General features: G+C 66.4%; 14 protein-coding genes and 1 pseudogene. 11 read left to right on the top strand and 4 right to left on the bottom strand.

What is annotated here, in order from left to right; all coding sequences use genetic code 11:
• Window positions 1-74: 74 nt before the first annotated feature.
• The 3 genes from ACAW63_RS04220 (at window position 75) to ACAW63_RS04210 (ending at window position 4,114) form a co-directional block, all read left to right on the top strand.
• On the top strand, window positions 75-1,490 hold the full coding sequence (locus tag ACAW63_RS04220; RefSeq protein WP_370600322.1) for an acetyl-CoA carboxylase biotin carboxylase subunit: 1,416 nt from the start codon (window positions 75-77) through the stop codon (window positions 1,488-1,490).
• Window positions 1,491-1,501: 11 nt separating this feature from the next.
• Window positions 1,502-3,316 (top strand): sodium-extruding oxaloacetate decarboxylase subunit alpha, encoded by a 1,815-nt coding sequence (gene oadA, locus ACAW63_RS04215; RefSeq protein WP_371231883.1) that lies wholly within the window; start codon window positions 1,502-1,504, stop codon window positions 3,314-3,316.
• 231 nt (window positions 3,317-3,547) lie between these two features.
• The gene (locus ACAW63_RS04210; protein ID WP_371231882.1) at window positions 3,548-4,114 is read left to right on the top strand and encodes a cytochrome c; all 567 of its coding nucleotides are present in this window, start codon (window positions 3,548-3,550) and stop codon (window positions 4,112-4,114) included.
• 43 nt (window positions 4,115-4,157) lie between these two features.
• On the opposite strand, the gene ACAW63_RS04205 is transcribed toward ACAW63_RS04210, so the two are convergent.
• Window positions 4,158-4,400 (bottom strand): hypothetical protein, encoded by a 243-nt coding sequence (locus tag ACAW63_RS04205; RefSeq protein WP_371231880.1) that lies wholly within the window; start codon window positions 4,398-4,400, stop codon window positions 4,158-4,160.
• Window positions 4,401-4,631: 231 nt separating this feature from the next.
• Here ACAW63_RS04205 and ACAW63_RS04200 point away from each other — a divergent pair, with 231 nt between their 5' ends.
• A complete protein-coding gene (locus ACAW63_RS04200) occupies window positions 4,632-4,973 on the top strand; it encodes a zinc ribbon domain-containing protein YjdM (protein ID WP_207884978.1) in 342 nt (113 codons plus the stop codon).
• Window positions 4,974-5,097: 124 nt separating this feature from the next.
• Here ACAW63_RS04200 and ACAW63_RS04195 read toward each other — a convergent pair whose 3' ends face one another.
• The 3 genes from ACAW63_RS04195 to ACAW63_RS04185 all read right to left on the bottom strand — a co-directional run bounded on the left by ACAW63_RS04195 (window position 5,098) and on the right by ACAW63_RS04185 (window position 8,186).
• Window positions 5,098-5,937, bottom strand: a complete 840-nt coding sequence (locus tag ACAW63_RS04195; RefSeq protein ID WP_371231878.1) for an acyl-CoA thioesterase — start codon at window positions 5,935-5,937, stop codon at window positions 5,098-5,100.
• A gap of 78 nt (window positions 5,938-6,015) precedes the next feature.
• Entirely contained in the window at window positions 6,016-7,044 is a 1,029-nt protein-coding gene (locus ACAW63_RS04190; protein WP_371231876.1) for a DUF5924 family protein, read from the bottom strand.
• 233 nt (window positions 7,045-7,277) lie between these two features.
• On the bottom strand, window positions 7,278-8,186 hold the full coding sequence (locus tag ACAW63_RS04185; RefSeq protein WP_371231875.1) for a LysR substrate-binding domain-containing protein: 909 nt from the start codon (window positions 8,184-8,186) through the stop codon (window positions 7,278-7,280).
• Between the two features lie 190 nt (window positions 8,187-8,376).
• Between ACAW63_RS04185 and ACAW63_RS04180 the strand changes: the two genes are divergently transcribed.
• The 7 genes and pseudogenes from ACAW63_RS04180 to ACAW63_RS04150 all read left to right on the top strand — a co-directional run bounded on the left by ACAW63_RS04180 (window position 8,377) and on the right by ACAW63_RS04150 (window position 16,279).
• Complete coding sequence (locus ACAW63_RS04180; protein ID WP_371231873.1) at window positions 8,377-9,177, top strand: carbon-nitrogen hydrolase family protein; 801 nt, start codon at window positions 8,377-8,379, stop codon at window positions 9,175-9,177.
• Window positions 9,178-9,360: 183 nt separating this feature from the next.
• The gene (locus tag ACAW63_RS04175; protein WP_343575675.1) at window positions 9,361-10,851 is read left to right on the top strand and encodes an aldehyde dehydrogenase; all 1,491 of its coding nucleotides are present in this window, start codon (window positions 9,361-9,363) and stop codon (window positions 10,849-10,851) included.
• A 75-nt stretch (window positions 10,852-10,926) separates the two neighbouring features.
• Window positions 10,927-10,994, top strand: a pseudogene (locus ACAW63_RS04170) (hypothetical protein); the annotation flags it as partial.
• A 49-nt stretch (window positions 10,995-11,043) separates the two neighbouring features.
• Window positions 11,044-12,426, top strand: coding sequence for an aspartate aminotransferase family protein (locus ACAW63_RS04165; RefSeq protein ID WP_275609334.1), 1,383 nt, complete (start codon window positions 11,044-11,046; stop codon window positions 12,424-12,426).
• 230 nt (window positions 12,427-12,656) lie between these two features.
• The gene (locus tag ACAW63_RS04160; RefSeq protein ID WP_371231870.1) at window positions 12,657-13,709 is read left to right on the top strand and encodes an ABC transporter substrate-binding protein; all 1,053 of its coding nucleotides are present in this window, start codon (window positions 12,657-12,659) and stop codon (window positions 13,707-13,709) included.
• A 69-nt stretch (window positions 13,710-13,778) separates the two neighbouring features.
• Window positions 13,779-15,170 carry a cytosine permease gene (locus ACAW63_RS04155; protein ID WP_371231868.1) on the top strand — a complete coding sequence of 464 codons (1,392 nt, stop codon included), beginning with the start codon at window positions 13,779-13,781 and terminating at the stop codon, window positions 15,168-15,170.
• Window positions 15,167-16,279 carry a class II histone deacetylase gene (locus tag ACAW63_RS04150; protein WP_371231866.1) on the top strand — a complete coding sequence of 371 codons (1,113 nt, stop codon included), beginning with the start codon at window positions 15,167-15,169 and terminating at the stop codon, window positions 16,277-16,279. The genes ACAW63_RS04155 and ACAW63_RS04150 overlap by 4 nt, the downstream gene beginning before the upstream one ends.
• Window positions 16,280-16,664 lie beyond the last annotated feature (385 nt).

The following is a 16,664-nucleotide window of genomic DNA, read 5'->3' as shown; positions in this document are numbered from 1 at the left end:
CAGCTGCCGGTTGCGGAGCTGCCGATTGGTTTTTACGCCGGGGTCCACAAGGCCCGGGCCGAGGGAAAGCCGCAGTGATCAAGAAAATCCTGATCGCCAACCGTGGGGAGATCGCTGTCCGTATCGTGCGTGCCTGCGCCGAGATGGGCATCCGCTCGGTGGCCGTCTATGCCGACGCCGACCGCCACGCGCTGCACGTCAAGCGTGCCGACGAAGCGCACAGCATCGGCACCGACCCGCTCGCCGGTTACCTCAACCCGCGCGCCCTGGTGAACCTGGCGGTGGAAACCGGCTGCGACGCCCTGCACCCGGGCTACGGTTTCCTCTCCGAGAACGCGGAGCTGGCGGAAATCTGCGCCGAGCGCGGCATCAAGTTCATCGGCCCGTCGGCGGAAGTGATCCGCCGCATGGGCGACAAGACCGAAGCGCGCCGCAGCATGATCGCCGCCGGCGTGCCCTGCACTCCCGGCACCGAAGGCAACGTCGCCGACCTCGCCGAAGCCGTCTCCGAAGCCGAGCGCATCGGCTACCCAGTGATGCTCAAGGCCACCTCCGGTGGTGGCGGCCGCGGCATCCGTCGCTGCAACAGCCGCGAGGAACTGGAGCAGAACTTCCCCCGCGTCATCTCCGAGGCCACCAAGGCCTTCGGCAGCGCGGAAGTCTTCCTCGAGAAGTGCATCGTCAACCCGAAGCACATCGAAGCCCAGGTGCTGGCCGACTCCTTCGGCAACACCGTGCACCTGTTCGAGCGCGACTGCTCGATCCAGCGCCGCAACCAGAAGCTCATCGAGATCGCCCCCAGCCCGCAGCTCACCCCCGAGCAGCGCGCCTACATCGGCGACCTGTCGGTGCGCGCGGCCAAGGCCGTGGGCTATGAGAACGCCGGTACCGTGGAGTTCCTGCTCGCCGATGGCGAGGTGTACTTCATGGAGATGAACACCCGCGTGCAGGTGGAACACACCATCACCGAGGAAATCACCGGCATCGACATCGTCCGCGAGCAGATCCGCATCGCCTCGGGCCTGCCGCTCTCGGTCAAGCAGGAAGACATCATCCACCGCGGCTACGCGCTGCAGTTCCGCATCAACGCGGAAGATCCGAAGAACAACTTCCTGCCGTCCTTCGGCAAGATCACCCGCTACTACGCGCCCGGCGGCCCCGGCGTGCGCACCGATACGGCGATCTACACCGGCTACACCATCCCGCCGTACTACGACTCGATGTGCCTGAAGCTGGTGGTCTGGGCGCTGACCTGGGAAGAGGCGCTGGACCGTGGCCTGCGCGCACTGGACGACATGCGCGTGCAGGGCGTGAAGACCACCGCCGCCTACTACCAGGAAATCCTCAAGAACCCGGAATTCCGTAGCGCGCAGTTCAACACCAGCTTCGTTGAGAGCCACCCGGAACTGACCGAGTACTCCATCAAGCGCACCCCGTCGCACCTGGCCATCGCCATCGCCACCGCCATTGCCGCCCACGCTGGCCTGTGAGGATCTCGTACATGACCGTTTCCAAGAAAGTCACCGTCACCGATACCATCCTGCGCGACGCCCACCAGTCGCTGCTGGCGACCCGGATGCGCACCGAGGACATGCTGCCGATCTGCGACAAGCTCGACCAGGTCGGCTACTGGTCGCTGGAAGTCTGGGGCGGCGCCACCTTCGACGCCTGCGTGCGCTTCCTCAAGGAAGACCCGTGGGAGCGCCTGCGCAAGCTCAAGGCCGCGCTGCCCAACACCCGCCTGCAGATGCTCCTGCGCGGTCAGAACCTGCTCGGCTACCGTCACTACAGCGACGACGTGGTGCGTGCCTTCGTCGCCAAGGCGGCGGTCAACGGCATCGACGTGTTCCGCATCTTCGACGCGATGAACGACGTGCGTAACCTGCGTACTTCCATCGAAGCGGTGAAGGCCGCCGGCAAGCACGCCCAGGGCACCATCGCCTACACCACCAGCCCGGTGCACACCATCGAGGCCTTCGTGGCCCAGGGTCGCGCCATGGCGGACATGGGCGTGGACTCCATCGCCATCAAGGACATGGCCGGCCTGCTGACCCCCTACGCTACCGGCGAACTGGTCAAGGCGCTGAAAGACGCGCTGCCGCTGGACGTGGTCGTGCACTCCCATGACACCGCTGGCGTCGCCAGCATGTGCCAGCTCAAGGCTGTGGAAAACGGCGCCGACCGCATCGACACCGCCATCTCCAGCATGGCCTGGGGCACCAGCCATCCGGGCACCGAGTCCATGGTCGCCGCCCTGCGCGACACCCCGTTCGACACCGGCCTGGACCTGGAGCTGATCCAGGAAATCGGCATGTACTTCCACGCCGTGCGCAAGAAGTACCACCAGTTCGAGAGCGAGTTCACCGGCGTGGATACCCGCGTGCAGGTCAACCAGGTACCGGGCGGGATGATTTCCAACCTGGCCAACCAGCTCAAGGAACAGGGCGCGCTGAACCGCATGCCGGAAGTGCTCGCGGAAATCCCGCGGGTTCGCGAAGACCTGGGCTTCCCGCCCCTGGTCACCCCGACCTCGCAGATCGTCGGCACCCAGGCGTTCTTCAACGTACTGGCCGGCGAGCGCTACAAGACCATCACCAATGAGGTGAAGCTGTACCTGCAGGGCCGCTACGGCAAGGCGCCGGGCAAGATCGACGAAGCGCTGCGCCGCCAGGCCATCGGCAACGAGGAAGTGATCGATGTGCGTCCGGCTGACCTGCTCAAGCCGGAGCTGAACAAGCTGCGCGAGGAAATCGGCAGCCTGGCCCAGTCCGAAGAGGACGTGCTGACCTACGCCATGTTCCCGGACATCGGTCGCAAGTTCCTGGAAGAGCGCGCCGCCGGCACCCTGAAGCCGGAAGAGCTGCTGCCGATCCCCAACGGCAAGGGCGTCGCCCCTGCCGGTGGCGAGGGCGTGCCGACCGAGTTCGTGGTCGACGTGCACGGCGAAAGCTACCGCGTGGACATCACCGGCGTCGGCGTGAAGACCGACGGCAAGCGCCACTTCTACCTGTCGGTGGATGGCATGCCGGAAGAGGTGGTGTTCGAGCCGCTCAACGAGTTCATCGGCGGCGGCGGCAACAAGCGCAAGCAGGCCAGCGAGCCGGGCCACGTCACCACCACCATGCCGGGCAACATCGTCGACGTGCTGGTGAAGGAAGGCGACAGCGTCAAGGCTGGCCAGGCGGTGCTGATCACCGAAGCGATGAAGATGGAAACCGAGGTGCAGGCGGGCATCGCCGGCACCGTGAAGGCCATTCACGTGGCCAAGGGCGATCGGGTCAATCCCGGTGAGATCCTGGTGGAAATTGAAGGCTGACCAAGGACAGACGGGTCTTTAAGGTTCAGTCCCCGGGGGAGCACGATGCTCCCCCTTTTTTTTGTCCGCAGGATTTGCGCGCCGGCTTGATCTGCGTCGGAAACTTCCCTCAGAAAGCCTCTATGTTCCACGCTGGGAAAACCGAGCATGGGTGCGGCGATGGGGAGAGTCGTTCTGTTGTGGGCGCTGCTGTGCGCGAGTGTCCAGGCATTGGGTCAATCCTCGGAGATGATGGATCGGCTCGCCGCCCTGGAGAAAGACCCCGCCGCGCGGGAGCGCTCCTACGCTGCGGCGCAGGAGCGCATCCTGCTGTGCAGCAAGTGCCACGGCGAGGACGGCAACAGCAGGCGCGACTACATTCCCAACCTTGCCGGACAGAATCCGCAGTACCTGTTCGACGCCTTCGAAAAGTACGTCACCCGTCAGCGCACCGACTTCGTGATGAACCAGGCCGCGAAGCTGCTGACCCTGGATGAGCGGGTGAACATCGCCTTCTACTTCAGCCAGCAGAAGGTCCATCCCAGGCCCGTCGCCGAACCGGTGGACAACGCACTGGTGGCGCAGGGCGCGCAGCGCTTCGGCACGCTCTGCGTCGCTTGCCACGGTGCCGCCGCACTGGGGCGCGACGGCATTCCACGCATCGCCGGCCAGCCCCGGCCGTATCTGAGCCACGCCCTGCAGCGCTACCGCGACAAGGACCCCAGCCGGGCGGATTCGCCGATGCTTGGGGTGGCGGCGTCGCTCAGCGACGGAGATATCGCTGCGCTGGCCGCCTATCTCAGCCAGTTGCAGCCCTGACGCGGGACCGGCGGTGCCGGGTGAGGCACGCGCCGGTTCGGCATTACTGCTGTTGTTGCTGCTCGGTGGCGGGCTGCTCTACGGGCTGCTCGGTGGCCTGCGGTGTTTGTGTCGGTGCGGCGGCAGGCTCAGCCGGAGCCGGAGCCGGAGCCGGAGCCGGAGCCGGAGCCGGAGCCGGAGCTGCCGGCTGGGCGGCAGGTGTGCTGGCTTGCGGGGCCGGTTCGGGTTTCTTGTCGCAGGCGGCGAGTACGGCGCAGGTGGCGAGGAGGATGCAGAGTCGTTTCATGGCGTGTGCTCTCTTGAACGGTTGGCGGAAAATCGGCCGGAAGACCGAGGCCGGCAAGCTTTGCCGTGCATTGCGGAAGGGGGAATGCCGTAGGTTCCGAGCCTTGGGGGGAGTTTTCCGAAACGTTCTTGCGAGAAGGAAAGGAGGCCTGTCCGACGGTGGTAGCCGACAGCAAGGGCTTAAACCTTATATACTCTGCGGTCTTTCAACCGTTCCAATGTGAGAATCGCCGTGAGCACCTTGCCTGCCTGCCCGAAATGCAACTCCGAATACACCTATGAAGACGGCGATCTGCTGATCTGCCCGGAGTGCGCCCACGAGTGGTCCGCCAATGGCGCGGCCGAAGCGGACGGCGATGCCCGCGTGATCAAGGATTCCGTCGGCAACCTGCTGCAGGACGGCGACACCGTCACCGTGATCAAGGACCTGAAGGTCAAGGGCTCGTCCCTGGTGGTGAAGGTCGGCACCAAGGTGAAGAACATCCGCCTGGTGGACGGTGACCACGACATCGACTGCAAGATCGACGGCATCGGCGCGATGAAGCTGAAGTCGGAGTTCGTGAAGAAGGTCTGAGCCTTCTCGCAGCCATGAAAAAGCCCGGCCATGTGCCGGGCTTTTTGCATCTTGTGGGAGCGAGCTTGCTCGCGAACCGGCCCCACTGCGGACCTGGTTCGCGAGCAAGCTCGCTCCTACAGGTTCATTCCTTGTAGTAAACGATCTGGTTGCTGGTCGCCAGTAGTTCGCCCGACTCGCTCCACAGCTCCGCCGCCTGGTCGAAGAAACCATTGCGGAAGGCCTGTCCACGGGCGTCGCCGAGCAGGTAGCCGGTGCCGACTTCGGCCAGTTGCGCGTGGTCGGTATGGAAGTAGGTGGTGATCGACACGGTGCCTGCCGGTACCGGGGTGGCGCGGCGCAGCCAGACGCGCGGGTAGAAGATGTCGCTCATCGCCGCCAGCGACAGGAAGTCCAGCGGGCGGGGCTGGGCGTCGCGCAGCCAGAACTGGCTGCGGCTGTGCTCGCCGCTGCCGTCCCAGCGGGTCGGGATGCTGCCGCTGGCGGCGCGCATTTCGTACTGCTGCGGCCAGGCCACGCTCTTGCCCGCAAGGGACATCCGCTCCAGTTCGCCGGGCGGGGTCACCTGTGGCATGTGCAGGTCGCTCTGGCTCCAAGTCTCGCGGCGCAGGGCGGTGACCAGGGTGGCGGTGGTGGTGACCTGCTGCTCGCCGCTTTCATCGGCCTGCAGCAGCTGCAGCAGCCAGTGCTGGGTGGAGCGGTTGGTGCGGACCGGCGTGGCCTGGACCTGGAACGCCCCGGCCACCACGGCGCTGGCGTAGTTCACCGTCAGCGAGAGCGGGCTGCCGAGCAGCTGCGGATGGCGCAACGCGCCCTGCAGGAGAATGGCCGCGGTAATGCCGCCGAAGGGGCCGACCATGTTCCAGTAGTCCGGGCTGGTGTGGCCGTCGTAGAGGTCGGGCTGGCCTGCCACGGGTTGCAGGGCGACGGCGCGGTCGAACGGGTGCAGGGCAGTATCGGTCATGACTCTCTCGGCGCTTTCTGTTCTCGGAAGAGGGTCTTGTAGGGGAAAGCGCCGCCCTGGGTCAAGGATACCGGCGGGTCAGGGCGTGACCTCGAAGCGCAGCGTACCGATGACCTGGCCGGCTTCCGTCAGCACCTGCACCTGCCAGTCACCGACCGGGTCGGTCGGGAAGTTCTGCTTGTGCGTCCAGGCGCGGTAGCCGGCCTCGCGGCCACCCTTGATGTCCAGGGCGATGCGGTCGACTTCCTGGCCGTTCAGGCGCCAGGCGTGGTAGATGCGCTCATTCAGCCCGCGCGGGGCGGTGATCGCGGTGTAGGCGTAGAGGCCCTGGGCTTTGATCTGCGCGACGCTGACGGTATCCAGGCTGTCGCCGGGGGTGCGCTGGGCGTTGTCGAAGCTTTCGGTCACCGCCATCTCGGTCATCCACAGGGTCGAGGGCGGCACCCAGGCGCGGGCGAACCAGCCCACCGCACCAATCGACAGGGTCAGGCCGACGAGGGCGAGCCAGCGCCACCATTTGTGGATCTTCACCGTCACCGCCAGGCTCGGGAAGGACAGCAGCACGGCGATGCCCAGGGCCGCCTGGTAGCTCTGCGGCGTGCTCAGGTGGAGGATGATCGGCAGGGCGGTGAGCAGCACCGCGAAGAGCGTCAGGGTGTGGTAGCCGAGGAAGGTCCAGCGCCGCACCGAGAGGAACTTGTAGTAGATCGGGTCGGTGATCGCCATCAGCCCGGCCAGCGTCAGCGCGCCGGTGAACAGGGCCTGGCCGCTGTTCCAGGTGGTGGTGATGAAGAAGAACGGCAGGCAGAAGAACAGGCTTTCCTGGTGGATCAGCTGGGTCGCGTAGCGCAGCAGCCCCGGCGGCACCTCCCAGCCGAAGCGGCGCTTGAAACGGTCGGTGAGCAGGTTCTCCAGCATCAGCCAGACCCAGCTCACCAGCATGACGATGGCCATCACCCGAGCGAAGCCGGCGCGGTGGCGGTCCACCATGATGAAGCTGAACACCCCGGAACAGAAGCCGAACAGGGCAATGACGCGCGGGTAGCGCTGCAACAGGCCGAGGACGAGGGTGATCAGGCGCTGCACGCGCTCTTTCCAGATGAGCATGGGGCGGTGAGGAGAAGAAAAGCTGAAAAGGGGCGGGATTGTAACCCCCTGAGGGCGATTGGGGGCAGCGGGGGATGACGGGAGGGATTTTCCTGCGCCTGCGATTGCACCGGTGGTTGCATTGTGGCCAGACGGCTCTTCGTAGGAGCGAGCTTGCTTGCGAACAGCCCTGCAGTTGGGCGGGTTCGCGAGCAAGCTCGCTCCTACGAAAAAGCGAAAAGCAAAAAGCAGCCTCAGTGCTTGCCGCTCAACTCTTCCCGCGCGTAGTCGACGAACAGCTGCGCCGGCTTGGTCAGCTGGGCGCGCTTGAGCCAGGCGGCGACCAGGCCGGAGGCGCTGACGTCCTCGGCGATGTTCACCATCACCACCTGCTTGCCGTCGTAGGTGCACTCCGAGTGCGGGCGGGTGACCAGTACCGAGAAACCGAAGCCCTGGCCGACCATGCCGCGCACCATCTCGATCGACGGCGAGCTGAAGGCGATGTGCGGGTTCAGTCCCAGTTCCTCGAAGATGCTCACGAAATAGGTACGACTTGGCTGCACATCGAGCAGGATCATCGGCTCCAGGGCCAGGTCGCGCAGGGACACCTTGTCCTGCTGGGCGAAGCGATGGTCCGCCGGCAGCAGCGCATAGGGCCGCTGGGCCGGCATCAGCGGATCGGTGGCGATGGTGCCGTCCAGGTCGTGGTCGTAGAGCAGCGCGAGGTCGAAGCGGCCGGCGGTGAGGCCCTGCACCAGTTCCTGCTGTTCGCCGTCGCTGATGCGGATTTCCACCCCCGGATAGCGCTCGCGGAAGCCTGCGATCAGGCGCGGCAGGTAGAGCGGGGCGACGGTCTCGAAGCAGCCGATGTCGATCTGCCCGGCCACCACGTCGTTGTCGGCCAGGGCGTTCTGCTCGAACTCATGGGCCATGCGCAGCAGTTCCTGCGCCTTGCGGTAGAAGCGCGCGCCGCTGGGGGTGAGCGACACGCCCTGGGCATGGTGGCGGATGAACAGCTGCACGCCGAAGCTCTCCTCCAGACCCTTGATCGCCGTGGAGATGGATGGCTGCGCGATGTACAGCTTGCGCGAGGCCTCGGCCACGCTGCCGCATTCCACGGTGGTCACGAAATACTTCAATTGCCGCAAGGTATAGGAAGCCACTGCACGCCTCGTTGATGCTTTTTTATACAAGATACCGTGTTGCGCCTGCCCGCGGGGGCGGCCCGTGGCGAAGATTTTCCTCGCCGGCGACCACATTTTTCATGGCCTTGACCGTCTGCTGCGTCCCGCCGGGCACGGGCATACTCCGGCGACCGCGCAATTTTCCTACACGCAGCTCGGAGTAAAGCTCATGCGCATCGCCTTGTGGCAGACCTGCGGACTTCCCGGTGACATCGCCGGCAATCTCGAACAGCTGGAGCGCCAGGCCGATGCCGCCGCGGCTGCCGGCGCGCAGCTGCTGCTGTGCCCGGAGCTGTGGCTGGGTGGCTACAACGTCCCGCAGCGCATGGCCGAGCTGGCCGAGGCGGCGGACGGACCGTCGGCGCGCTGCATCGGCGAGCTGGTGGCGCGGCGCCTGGGCATCGCCATCGCCTACGGCTACGCCGAACGCCATCCCCAGGGCGGCAAGCCGTACAACGCGGTGCAGGTGATCGGCCCGAGCGGCGAGCCCATCGCCCATTACCGCAAGACGCACCTGTTCGGCGCCATGGAAGCGGAGCTGTTCAGCGCCGGCGATCACCTGCCGCAACCCTTCGAATACGCCGGCTGGCGCATCGGGCTGCTCAATGGCGTCGACCTGGAATACCCCGAGGCGGTGCGCACCCATGCCCTGAACGGCGCCGGGCTGGTGCTCATCCCCACCGCGCTGACCCCCGAATACGGCGTGGTGTCGAGCGTGATCGCCCCGGCGCGGGCGCTGGAGAACCAGCTGTTCGTCGTCTGCTGCAGTCGCTGCGGGGTGGAAGAGGGGTTGCAGTTTCTCGGCGGTTCCTGCGTCGCCGCGCCCGATGGCCAGCGGCTGGCGGCGGCCGGTTCGGGTGAAAGCCTGCTGCTGGTCGACCTGGACCCGAACCAGCGCGCCCGCCTGAGCGAGACTTTCCCCTATCTGCCTGGTCGCCGCCCGGAGATGTACAGCGCGCTCACCCGTTGACGGAGTGGCCCGAAGCGGTGCGCGCCGGCACACCGCGAACCGACGTGGTGCGTGCTGCCCAGCTTTTTCATATACCCCGAAGACAAATTTAATAATTTTCCTATGCCGGGGCTTGGGCGACCATCGATTGCACATCCAGAACAAACAAAGTCGCCTCGACGCGACTGAAGCAGGAGTGCCTTGGTGTACGAGCTCAACGACTGGCAGCAGCGCGCTGCCCGGCAGACCTTCATCGACAGCGCCCTGATCGGCGGCCGCCGCGTGGCCGCTCGTGACGGCGCCACCTTCGCTTCCATCGACCCGGCGACCAACCGTCTGCTGGCGAATGTCGCTGCCTGCGGCGAGGCCGAAGTCGACGCCGCCGTGCGCATCGCCCGCCAGGCCTTCGAAGAAGGCCCCTGGGCGCGCATGGCGCCGCGCGAGCGCAAGGCTGTGCTGCAGAAGCTCGCCGAACTGATGATGGCGCACCGCGACGAGCTGGCCCTGCTCGACACCCTGAACATGGGCAAGCCAGTGATGGACGCCTGGAACATCGACGTGCCCGGCGCCGCCGGCGTGTTCTCCTGGTACGCCGAAAGCCTCGACAAGCTCTACGACCAGGTCGCGCCGACCGCGCAGAACGCCCTGGCCACCATCACCCGCACCCCGCTGGGCGTGATCGGCGCCGTGGTGCCGTGGAACTTCCCCCTCGACATGGCCGCCTGGAAGCTGGCGCCGGCCCTGGCCGCCGGCAACTCCGTGGTGCTCAAGCCCGCCGAGCAGTCGCCGTTCTCGGCCCTGCGCCTGGCCGAGCTGGCGCTGGAAGCCGGCCTGCCCGAAGGCGTGCTGAACGTCGTGCCGGGCCTGGGCGAGACCGCCGGCAAGGCCCTCGGCCTGCACCCGGATGTCGACGCCCTGGTGTTCACCGGCTCGACCCAGGTTGGCAAGTACTTCATGCAGTATTCCGCCCAGTCCAACCTCAAGCAGGTCTGGCTGGAGTGCGGCGGCAAGAGCCCGAACCTGGTGTTCGCCGACTGCCGCGACCTCGATCTCGCTGCCGAGAAGGCCGCCTTCGGCATCTTCTTCAACCAGGGCGAAGTCTGCTCGGCCAACTCGCGCCTGCTGGTGGAGCGTTCGATCCACGACGAATTCGTCGAGCGCCTGATCGCCAAGGCCCGCGACTGGGCGCCGGGCGACCCGCTGAACCCGGCCAGCCGTGCCGGCGCCATCGTCGACGGCAAGCAGACCGCCGGCATCCTGCGCTGCATCGACCAGGCCGCCAGCGACGGCGCCACGCTCGCCTGCGGTGGCCGCCAGCTGAGCTTCAACGGCTCCGGCAACTTCATCGAGCCGACCATCTTCACCGGCGTGCGCCCGGAGCAGAGCCTGGCCCGCGACGAAGTATTCGGCCCGGTGCTGGCGGTGATCCCGTTCGACAGCGAAGACGACGCCGTGCGCATGGCCAACGACAGCATCTACGGCCTGGCCGCCTCCCTGTGGAGCGATGACCTGCACCGTGCCCACCGGGTGGCGCGCCGCCTGAACGCCGGCACCGTGTCGGTGAACACCGTGGATGCCCTGGACCCGGCGATTCCGTTCGGCGGTGGCAAGCAGTCCGGCTTCGGCCGCGACCTGTCGCTGCATTCGTTCGACAAATACACCCAGCTCAAGACCACCTGGTTCCAGCTGCGCTGAAGTCCCGCAGGACCCGACTCGCACCCCGACGCGGGTTGCGGTCCGCAGGATCAGGCAAGAGATGCTCTAGAACTTATTTTCGTACCCGAACCGCTCGAGACGGCCGGTGAGACTGCCCAGGTAAGTCCGTCGCCCTCGATCCCTGCAAACCCCGATGGCCAGACGTACGCCTCGGGAACTTGGAGAATGTCGATGACCGACCAGATCAGACCGCAACGTGACACCCGCGATTACCAGAAAGCGGATGCGGCTCACCATATCCATGCCTTCCTCGATCAGAAGGCGCTGAACGCCGAAGGCCCGCGCGTGATGGTGCGTGGCGAAGGCCTGCACCTGTGGGACAACGATGGCAACCGCTACCTGGACGGCATGTCCGGCCTGTGGTGCACCAACCTGGGCTATGGCCGCAAGGACCTGACCGCCGCCGCCACCGCGCAGCTGGACGAGCTGCCGTACTACAACATGTTCTTCCACACCACCCACCCGGCGGTGATCGAACTCTCCGAGACCCTCTTCAGCCTGCTGCCCGACCACTACAGCCACGCGATCTACACCAACTCCGGCTCCGAGGCCAACGAGGTGCTGATCCGTACCGTACGCCGTTACTGGCAGGTCGCCGGCAAGCCGCAGAAGAAGATCATGATCGGCCGCTGGAACGGCTACCACGGCTCCACCCTGGCGGCCACCGCGCTGGGCGGCATGAAGTTCATGCACGAGATGGGCGGCCTGATCCCGGACATCGCCCACATCGACGAGCCCTACTGGTTCGCCGCCGGCGGTGACCTGACCCCGGCCGAGTTCGGCCGCCGCTGCGCCCTGCAGCTGGAAGAGAAGATCCTCGAACTGGGCGCGGAAAACGTCGCCGGGTTCATCGCCGAGCCGTTCCAGGGCGCTGGCGGCATGATCTTCCCGCCGGAAAGCTACTGGCCGGAAATCCAGCGCATCTGCCGTCAGTACGACGTGCTGCTGTGCGCCGACGAAGTGATCGGTGGCTTCGGCCGTACCGGCGAGTGGTTCGCCCACCAGCACTTCGGCTTCCAGCCCGACACCCTGTCCATCGCCAAGGGCCTGACCAGCGGCTACATCCCCATGGGCGGCCTGGTGCTGAGCAAGCGCATTGCCCAGACCCTGGTGGAAGAGGGCGGCGTGTTCGCCCACGGCCTGACCTACTCCGGCCACCCGGTGGCGGCGGCGGTGGCCGTGGCCAACCTGCGCGCGCTGCGTGACGAGGGCTGGGTCAACCAGGTGAAGAACGACACCGGTCCGTACCTGCAGCAGTGCCTGCGCGAAGTCTTCGGCAACCACCCGCTGGTGGGCGACATCCAGGGCGCCGGCTTCGTCGCCGCGCTGCAGTTCGTCCAGGACAAGGCCACCCGCAAGCGTTACGAGAACGAGAACGACATCGCCTGGCGCTGCCGCACCATCGGCTTCGAGGAGGGCGTGATCATCCGCTCCACCCTCGGCCGCATGATCATGGCGCCGGCGCTGGTCGCCGGCCGTGCGGAGATCGACGAGCTGGTCGAGAAGACCCGCCGCGCGGTCGACCGCACAGCCCAGGAAATCGGCGTGCTGTAACGGCACACGATGGTGTAGGAGCGAGGGGGACGCCTAGTCCTTGCTCGCGAACCGCTTCGCTGCGGATTCGCAAAGAGCGTTCGCGAGCAAGCTCGCTCCTACAAAAAGCTATTCCAACAACAACGCCGCGGGCGCAACGACGCCCGCGCGATGGAACCCCTTAAGGCCGGCTTCTGGTCGGCTGCTGCCCAGCAACACAACAACGCCAACCGGCTGTGGGAGTTCGTTCCATGTATCCGTCCTTGCTCAAGCACGCAACCCTGTCCTGCGCCCTGCTCGCCACTGCCATTGCCGGCAGTGCCCAGGCGCAATCGCAAAGCCTGACCGTGATCTCCTTTGGCGGCGCCACCAAGGCGGCCCAGGAGCAGGCCTATTTCAAACCCTTCGAAGCCAGCGGCGCCGGGAAGATCGTCGCGGGTGAATACAACGGCGAAATGGCCAAGGTGAAAGCCATGGTGGACGTCGGCAAGGTCACATGGGACGTGGTTGAAGTGGAAAGCCCGGAGCTGCTGCGCGGCTGCGAAGAAGGCCTGTTCGAGCGTATCGACCCGGCGGCCATCGGCAACGAATCGCAGTTCGTACCCGGCACCCTGAGCGAGTGCGGCGTGGCCACCTACGTCTGGTCGATGGTGATGGCCTACAACAGCACCAAGGTCGCCAAGGCGCCGCAGACCTGGGCGGACTTCTGGAACACCACCGAATATCCGGGCAAGCGCGGCCTGCGCAAGGGCGCCAAGTACACCCTGGAAATCGCCCTGCTGGCCGACGGCGTGAAGCCCGAAGACCTCTACAAGGTGCTCGGCACCAAAGAGGGTGTCGACCGCGCCTTCGCCAAGCTCGACCAGCTCAAGTCCAACATCCAGTGGTGGGAAGCCGGCGCGCAACCGCCGCAGTGGCTGACCGCCGGAGACGTGGTGATGAGCGCCGCCTACAACGGCCGTATCGCCGCCGCCCAGAAAGAGGGTGTGAAGCTCGGCATCGTCTGGCCGGGCAGCCTGTACGACCCGGAATACTGGGCCGTGGTGAAGGGTACGCCGAACAAGGCGCTGGCCGAGAAGTTCATCGCCTTCGCCAGCCAGCCGCAGACCCAGAAGGTCTTCTCCGACAACATCCCCTACGGCCCGGTCAACAAGGGCACCCTGGACCTGCTGCCGGCGAACGTGCGCGACGCACTGCCCACCGCGCCGGCCAACCTGGAAGGCGCCCGCGCCGTCGACTCCGCCTTCTGGGTCGACCACGGCGAGGAGCTGGAACAGCGCTTCAACGCCTGGGCGGCGCACTGATCCCGTCCTGACTCGTGCCCGGCGTCCGCGCCGGGCACCTGCCTTGCATTACCCCGCGTGAGACCTCCAATGACAACGACGCAAAATTCGTCGGCGACCCTGGAGCTGAGCACCATTCAGCCCATTGCCGCCCATGAACGTCACGGCCGTGCCCGTGATCTTTTCACCATCTGGTTCGGCAGCAACATCATGCTGCTCACCGTGGTCACCGGTGCGCTGGCCGTCACCGTGTTCAAGCTGCCGTTCTTCAGCGCCGTGCTGGCCCTGGTGCTCGGCCACCTGCTGGGCGGCATCTTCATGGCCCTGCACTCGGCCCAGGGGCCGCAGCTGGGCGTGCCGCAGATGGTGCAGACCCGTGGCCAGTTCGGCTCCTTCGGGTCCTTGCTGGTGGTGGCCCTGGTGGTGATCATGTACCTGGGCTTCTTCGCCTCCAACCTGGTGCTCGGCGGCCAGACCCTGAGTGCGCGCTTCCCGGCGATCAGCACCAACCAGGGCATCCTGGCGGTGGGTGCGCTGAGCGTCATCGCCACCATTTTCGGCTACCGCCTGATCCACGGTTACACCCGGCTGATGTGCTGGCTGTCCGGCGCGGTGCTGCTGGTCTGCTTCGTCTGGCTGCTGTTCGTCCACGGCCTGCCGGCGGACCTGCTCGAACGCAACGAGACCACCATTCCCGGCTTCCTCGGCGCCCTGTCCATCGCCGCGCTCTGGCAGCTGGCCTACGCGCCCTACGTTTCCGACTACTCGCGCTACATGCCGCAGGGCACCGGTTCGCGCACGGCCTTCTGGTCCAGCTACTGGGGCTGCTGCCTCGGCTCGATCCTGCCGATGCTGCTGGGCGTGCTGGTGGGCCTGGCGGTCGGCGAAGGCGACGTGATCGCCGGGCTGATCGAAATGACCGGCGGCTTCAGCGCCGTGATGGTCGCGGTGTTCTCCTTCGGTATCGCCGCCACCAACTCGATGAACCTGTACTGCGGCACGCTCTCGACCATCACCGTCGGCCAGACCCTGATCCCGGCCTGGAGCGCCAAGGCCGGCTGGCGCGCGGTGATCGCCCTGGCGCTGTTCGGTGGTTCGCTGGCCATCGCCCTGCTGGGCCAGGACAACTTCATGGCCAACTACACCAACTTCATCCTGCTGCTGCTCTACGTGCTGGTGCCCTGGAGCGCGATCAACCTGGTCGACTACTACCTGGTAGCCCACGGCGAGTACGACGTGCTGTCGTTCTTCCGCCGCGACGGCGGCATCTACGGCACCTTCAACTGGACCGCGGTGAACTGCTACATCTTCGGCATCCTGGTGCAGATTCCCTTCATGTCCACCGCGCTCTATACCGGTCCCGCGGCCCAGGCCATGAACGGTGCGGACATCTCCTGGGTCGTCGGCCTGGCGGTGGTTTCGCCGGTCTACTGGCTGTTCAGCCGCAAGCGTCAACAGAGCCTGAAGGTGGCCCGCGCATGAGCCGTCGTACTGGATTCTTCTTCGACGAGCGCTGCTTCTGGCACGCCACCGGGTTGCATGCCCTGATCCTCCCCGTCGGCGGCTGGCTGCAGCCGCCGGTGGGTGGTGGCCACGCCGAATCGCCCGAGAGCAAACGCCGGCTGAAGAGCCTGATGGACGTCTCCGGCCTGAGCAATCAGCTCAAGCTTTCCAGCGCGCCACTGGCCAGCGAGGAAGACCTGCTGCGGGTGCACCCGGCGAGCTACCTGGAACGCTTCAAGGCCTACAGCGAAGCCGGCCATGGCGACATGGGCGAGGAAACCATGGTCAGCCATGGCACCTACGACATCGCCCGGCAATCCGCCGGCCTGACCATCGCCGCGGTGGACGCGGTGCTGCGCGGCGAGCTGGACAACGCCTACGCGCTGTCCCGTCCGCCGGGTCATCACTGCCTGCCCGATCGCGGCATGGGCTTCTGCTACCTGGCGAACATCGCCGTGGCGGTGGAGACGGCCAAGGCGCGCCACGGCATCAAGCGCGTGGCGGTGCTGGACTGGGACGTGCACCACGGCAACGGCACCGAGGCGATCTTCTACGGCCGCGACGACGTGCTGACCCTGTCGATCCACCAGGCCGACTGCTATCCCACCGGCACCGGCGCGGTGGACGATATCGGCGAGGGCGCGGGCAAGGGTTACAACCTCAACGTGCCGCTCTATCCGGGCAGTGGCGATGACGCCTACCGCGTGGCCATGGAAACCCTCATCGTGCCGGCGCTGGAACGCTTTAAGCCGGAGCTGATCGTGGTTGCCAGCGGCTTCGATGCCAACGGCGTGGACCCGCTGGCGCGCATGCTCGCCCACAGCGAGACCTTCCGCTTCATGACCGCCGCCGTGCGCGACGCCGCCGAGCGCCTGTGCGATGGCCGCCTGGTGGTGGTGCACGAAGGCGGTTACGCCGAAGCCTACGTGCCGTTCTGTGGCCATGCGGTGATCGAGGAAATGGTCGGCGTGCGTACCGAAGTGGTCGATCCCTTCCTGCCGATGCTCGAAGGCCAGCAGCCGGACGCGGATTTCCGCGCCTTCCAGCGCCAGGCGCTGGAACGGATGGCGGCGAAGCTGCTGGGCTGAGGCCGCCACTCGCGGCGGCACCGGGCGGGTCGAACCTGATGGGCGATCCGCCCATGACTACTCTGCTTTCCCCCTCTCGCCGCTGCTTCTTGCAGCGCAGTCATTTGCCTGCGCGGACGCCCAGGTCCAGGGCGAAGTCAACGCCCAAATCGACTCAGCACTGACGTCTACTCGGGTGGCGGACGTATTTCTCACGCAGTGCGAATAGTTCCTTCGAACGTCGCTGGCATGGCGGGCGTGGCACAGAATGCCCGGGTTTCGTTCGCACCGAAGGGCCTGCCCGTGGATTTCCGCTTCAGCGAGGAACAGCGCCTGTCCTCGCGCTGCCCGCCCGCCGGCCCGGTGCGCGCCAGTCCGCGTTCGGCGCCGCTCCGAGGACGCCTCT

It is taken from the genome of Pseudomonas sp. QE6, from assembly GCF_041379005.1.
Classification (GTDB): domain Bacteria; phylum Pseudomonadota; class Gammaproteobacteria; order Pseudomonadales; family Pseudomonadaceae; genus Pseudomonas.
The sequence above is the reverse complement of the archived record's forward strand: the minus strand, read 5'-3'. Positions and strand labels throughout refer to the sequence as shown.

Excerpts from the sequence above, each read along its gene's own strand:
- ACAW63_RS04190 (WP_371231876.1), bottom strand. The coding sequence starts at position 7,044 with ATGCTCATCTGGAAAGAGCGCGTGCAGCGCCTGATCACCCTCGTCCTC.
- ACAW63_RS04165 (WP_275609334.1), top strand. The coding sequence starts at position 11,044 with ATGACCGACCAGATCAGACCGCAACGTGACACCCGCGATTACCAGAAA.
- ACAW63_RS04150 (WP_371231866.1), top strand. The coding sequence starts at position 15,167 with ATGAGCCGTCGTACTGGATTCTTCTTCGACGAGCGCTGCTTCTGGCAC.
- ACAW63_RS04205 (WP_371231880.1), bottom strand. The coding sequence starts at position 4,400 with ATGAAACGACTCTGCATCCTCCTCGCCACCTGCGCCGTACTCGCCGCC.
- ACAW63_RS04155 (WP_371231868.1), top strand. The coding sequence starts at position 13,779 with ATGACAACGACGCAAAATTCGTCGGCGACCCTGGAGCTGAGCACCATT.
- oadA (WP_371231883.1), top strand. The coding sequence starts at position 1,502 with ATGACCGTTTCCAAGAAAGTCACCGTCACCGATACCATCCTGCGCGAC.
- ACAW63_RS04210 (WP_371231882.1), top strand. The coding sequence starts at position 3,548 with ATGGATCGGCTCGCCGCCCTGGAGAAAGACCCCGCCGCGCGGGAGCGC.
- ACAW63_RS04195 (WP_371231878.1), bottom strand. The coding sequence starts at position 5,937 with ATGACCGATACTGCCCTGCACCCGTTCGACCGCGCCGTCGCCCTGCAA.
- ACAW63_RS04180 (WP_371231873.1), top strand. The coding sequence starts at position 8,377 with ATGCGCATCGCCTTGTGGCAGACCTGCGGACTTCCCGGTGACATCGCC.
- ACAW63_RS04160 (WP_371231870.1), top strand. The coding sequence starts at position 12,657 with ATGTATCCGTCCTTGCTCAAGCACGCAACCCTGTCCTGCGCCCTGCTC.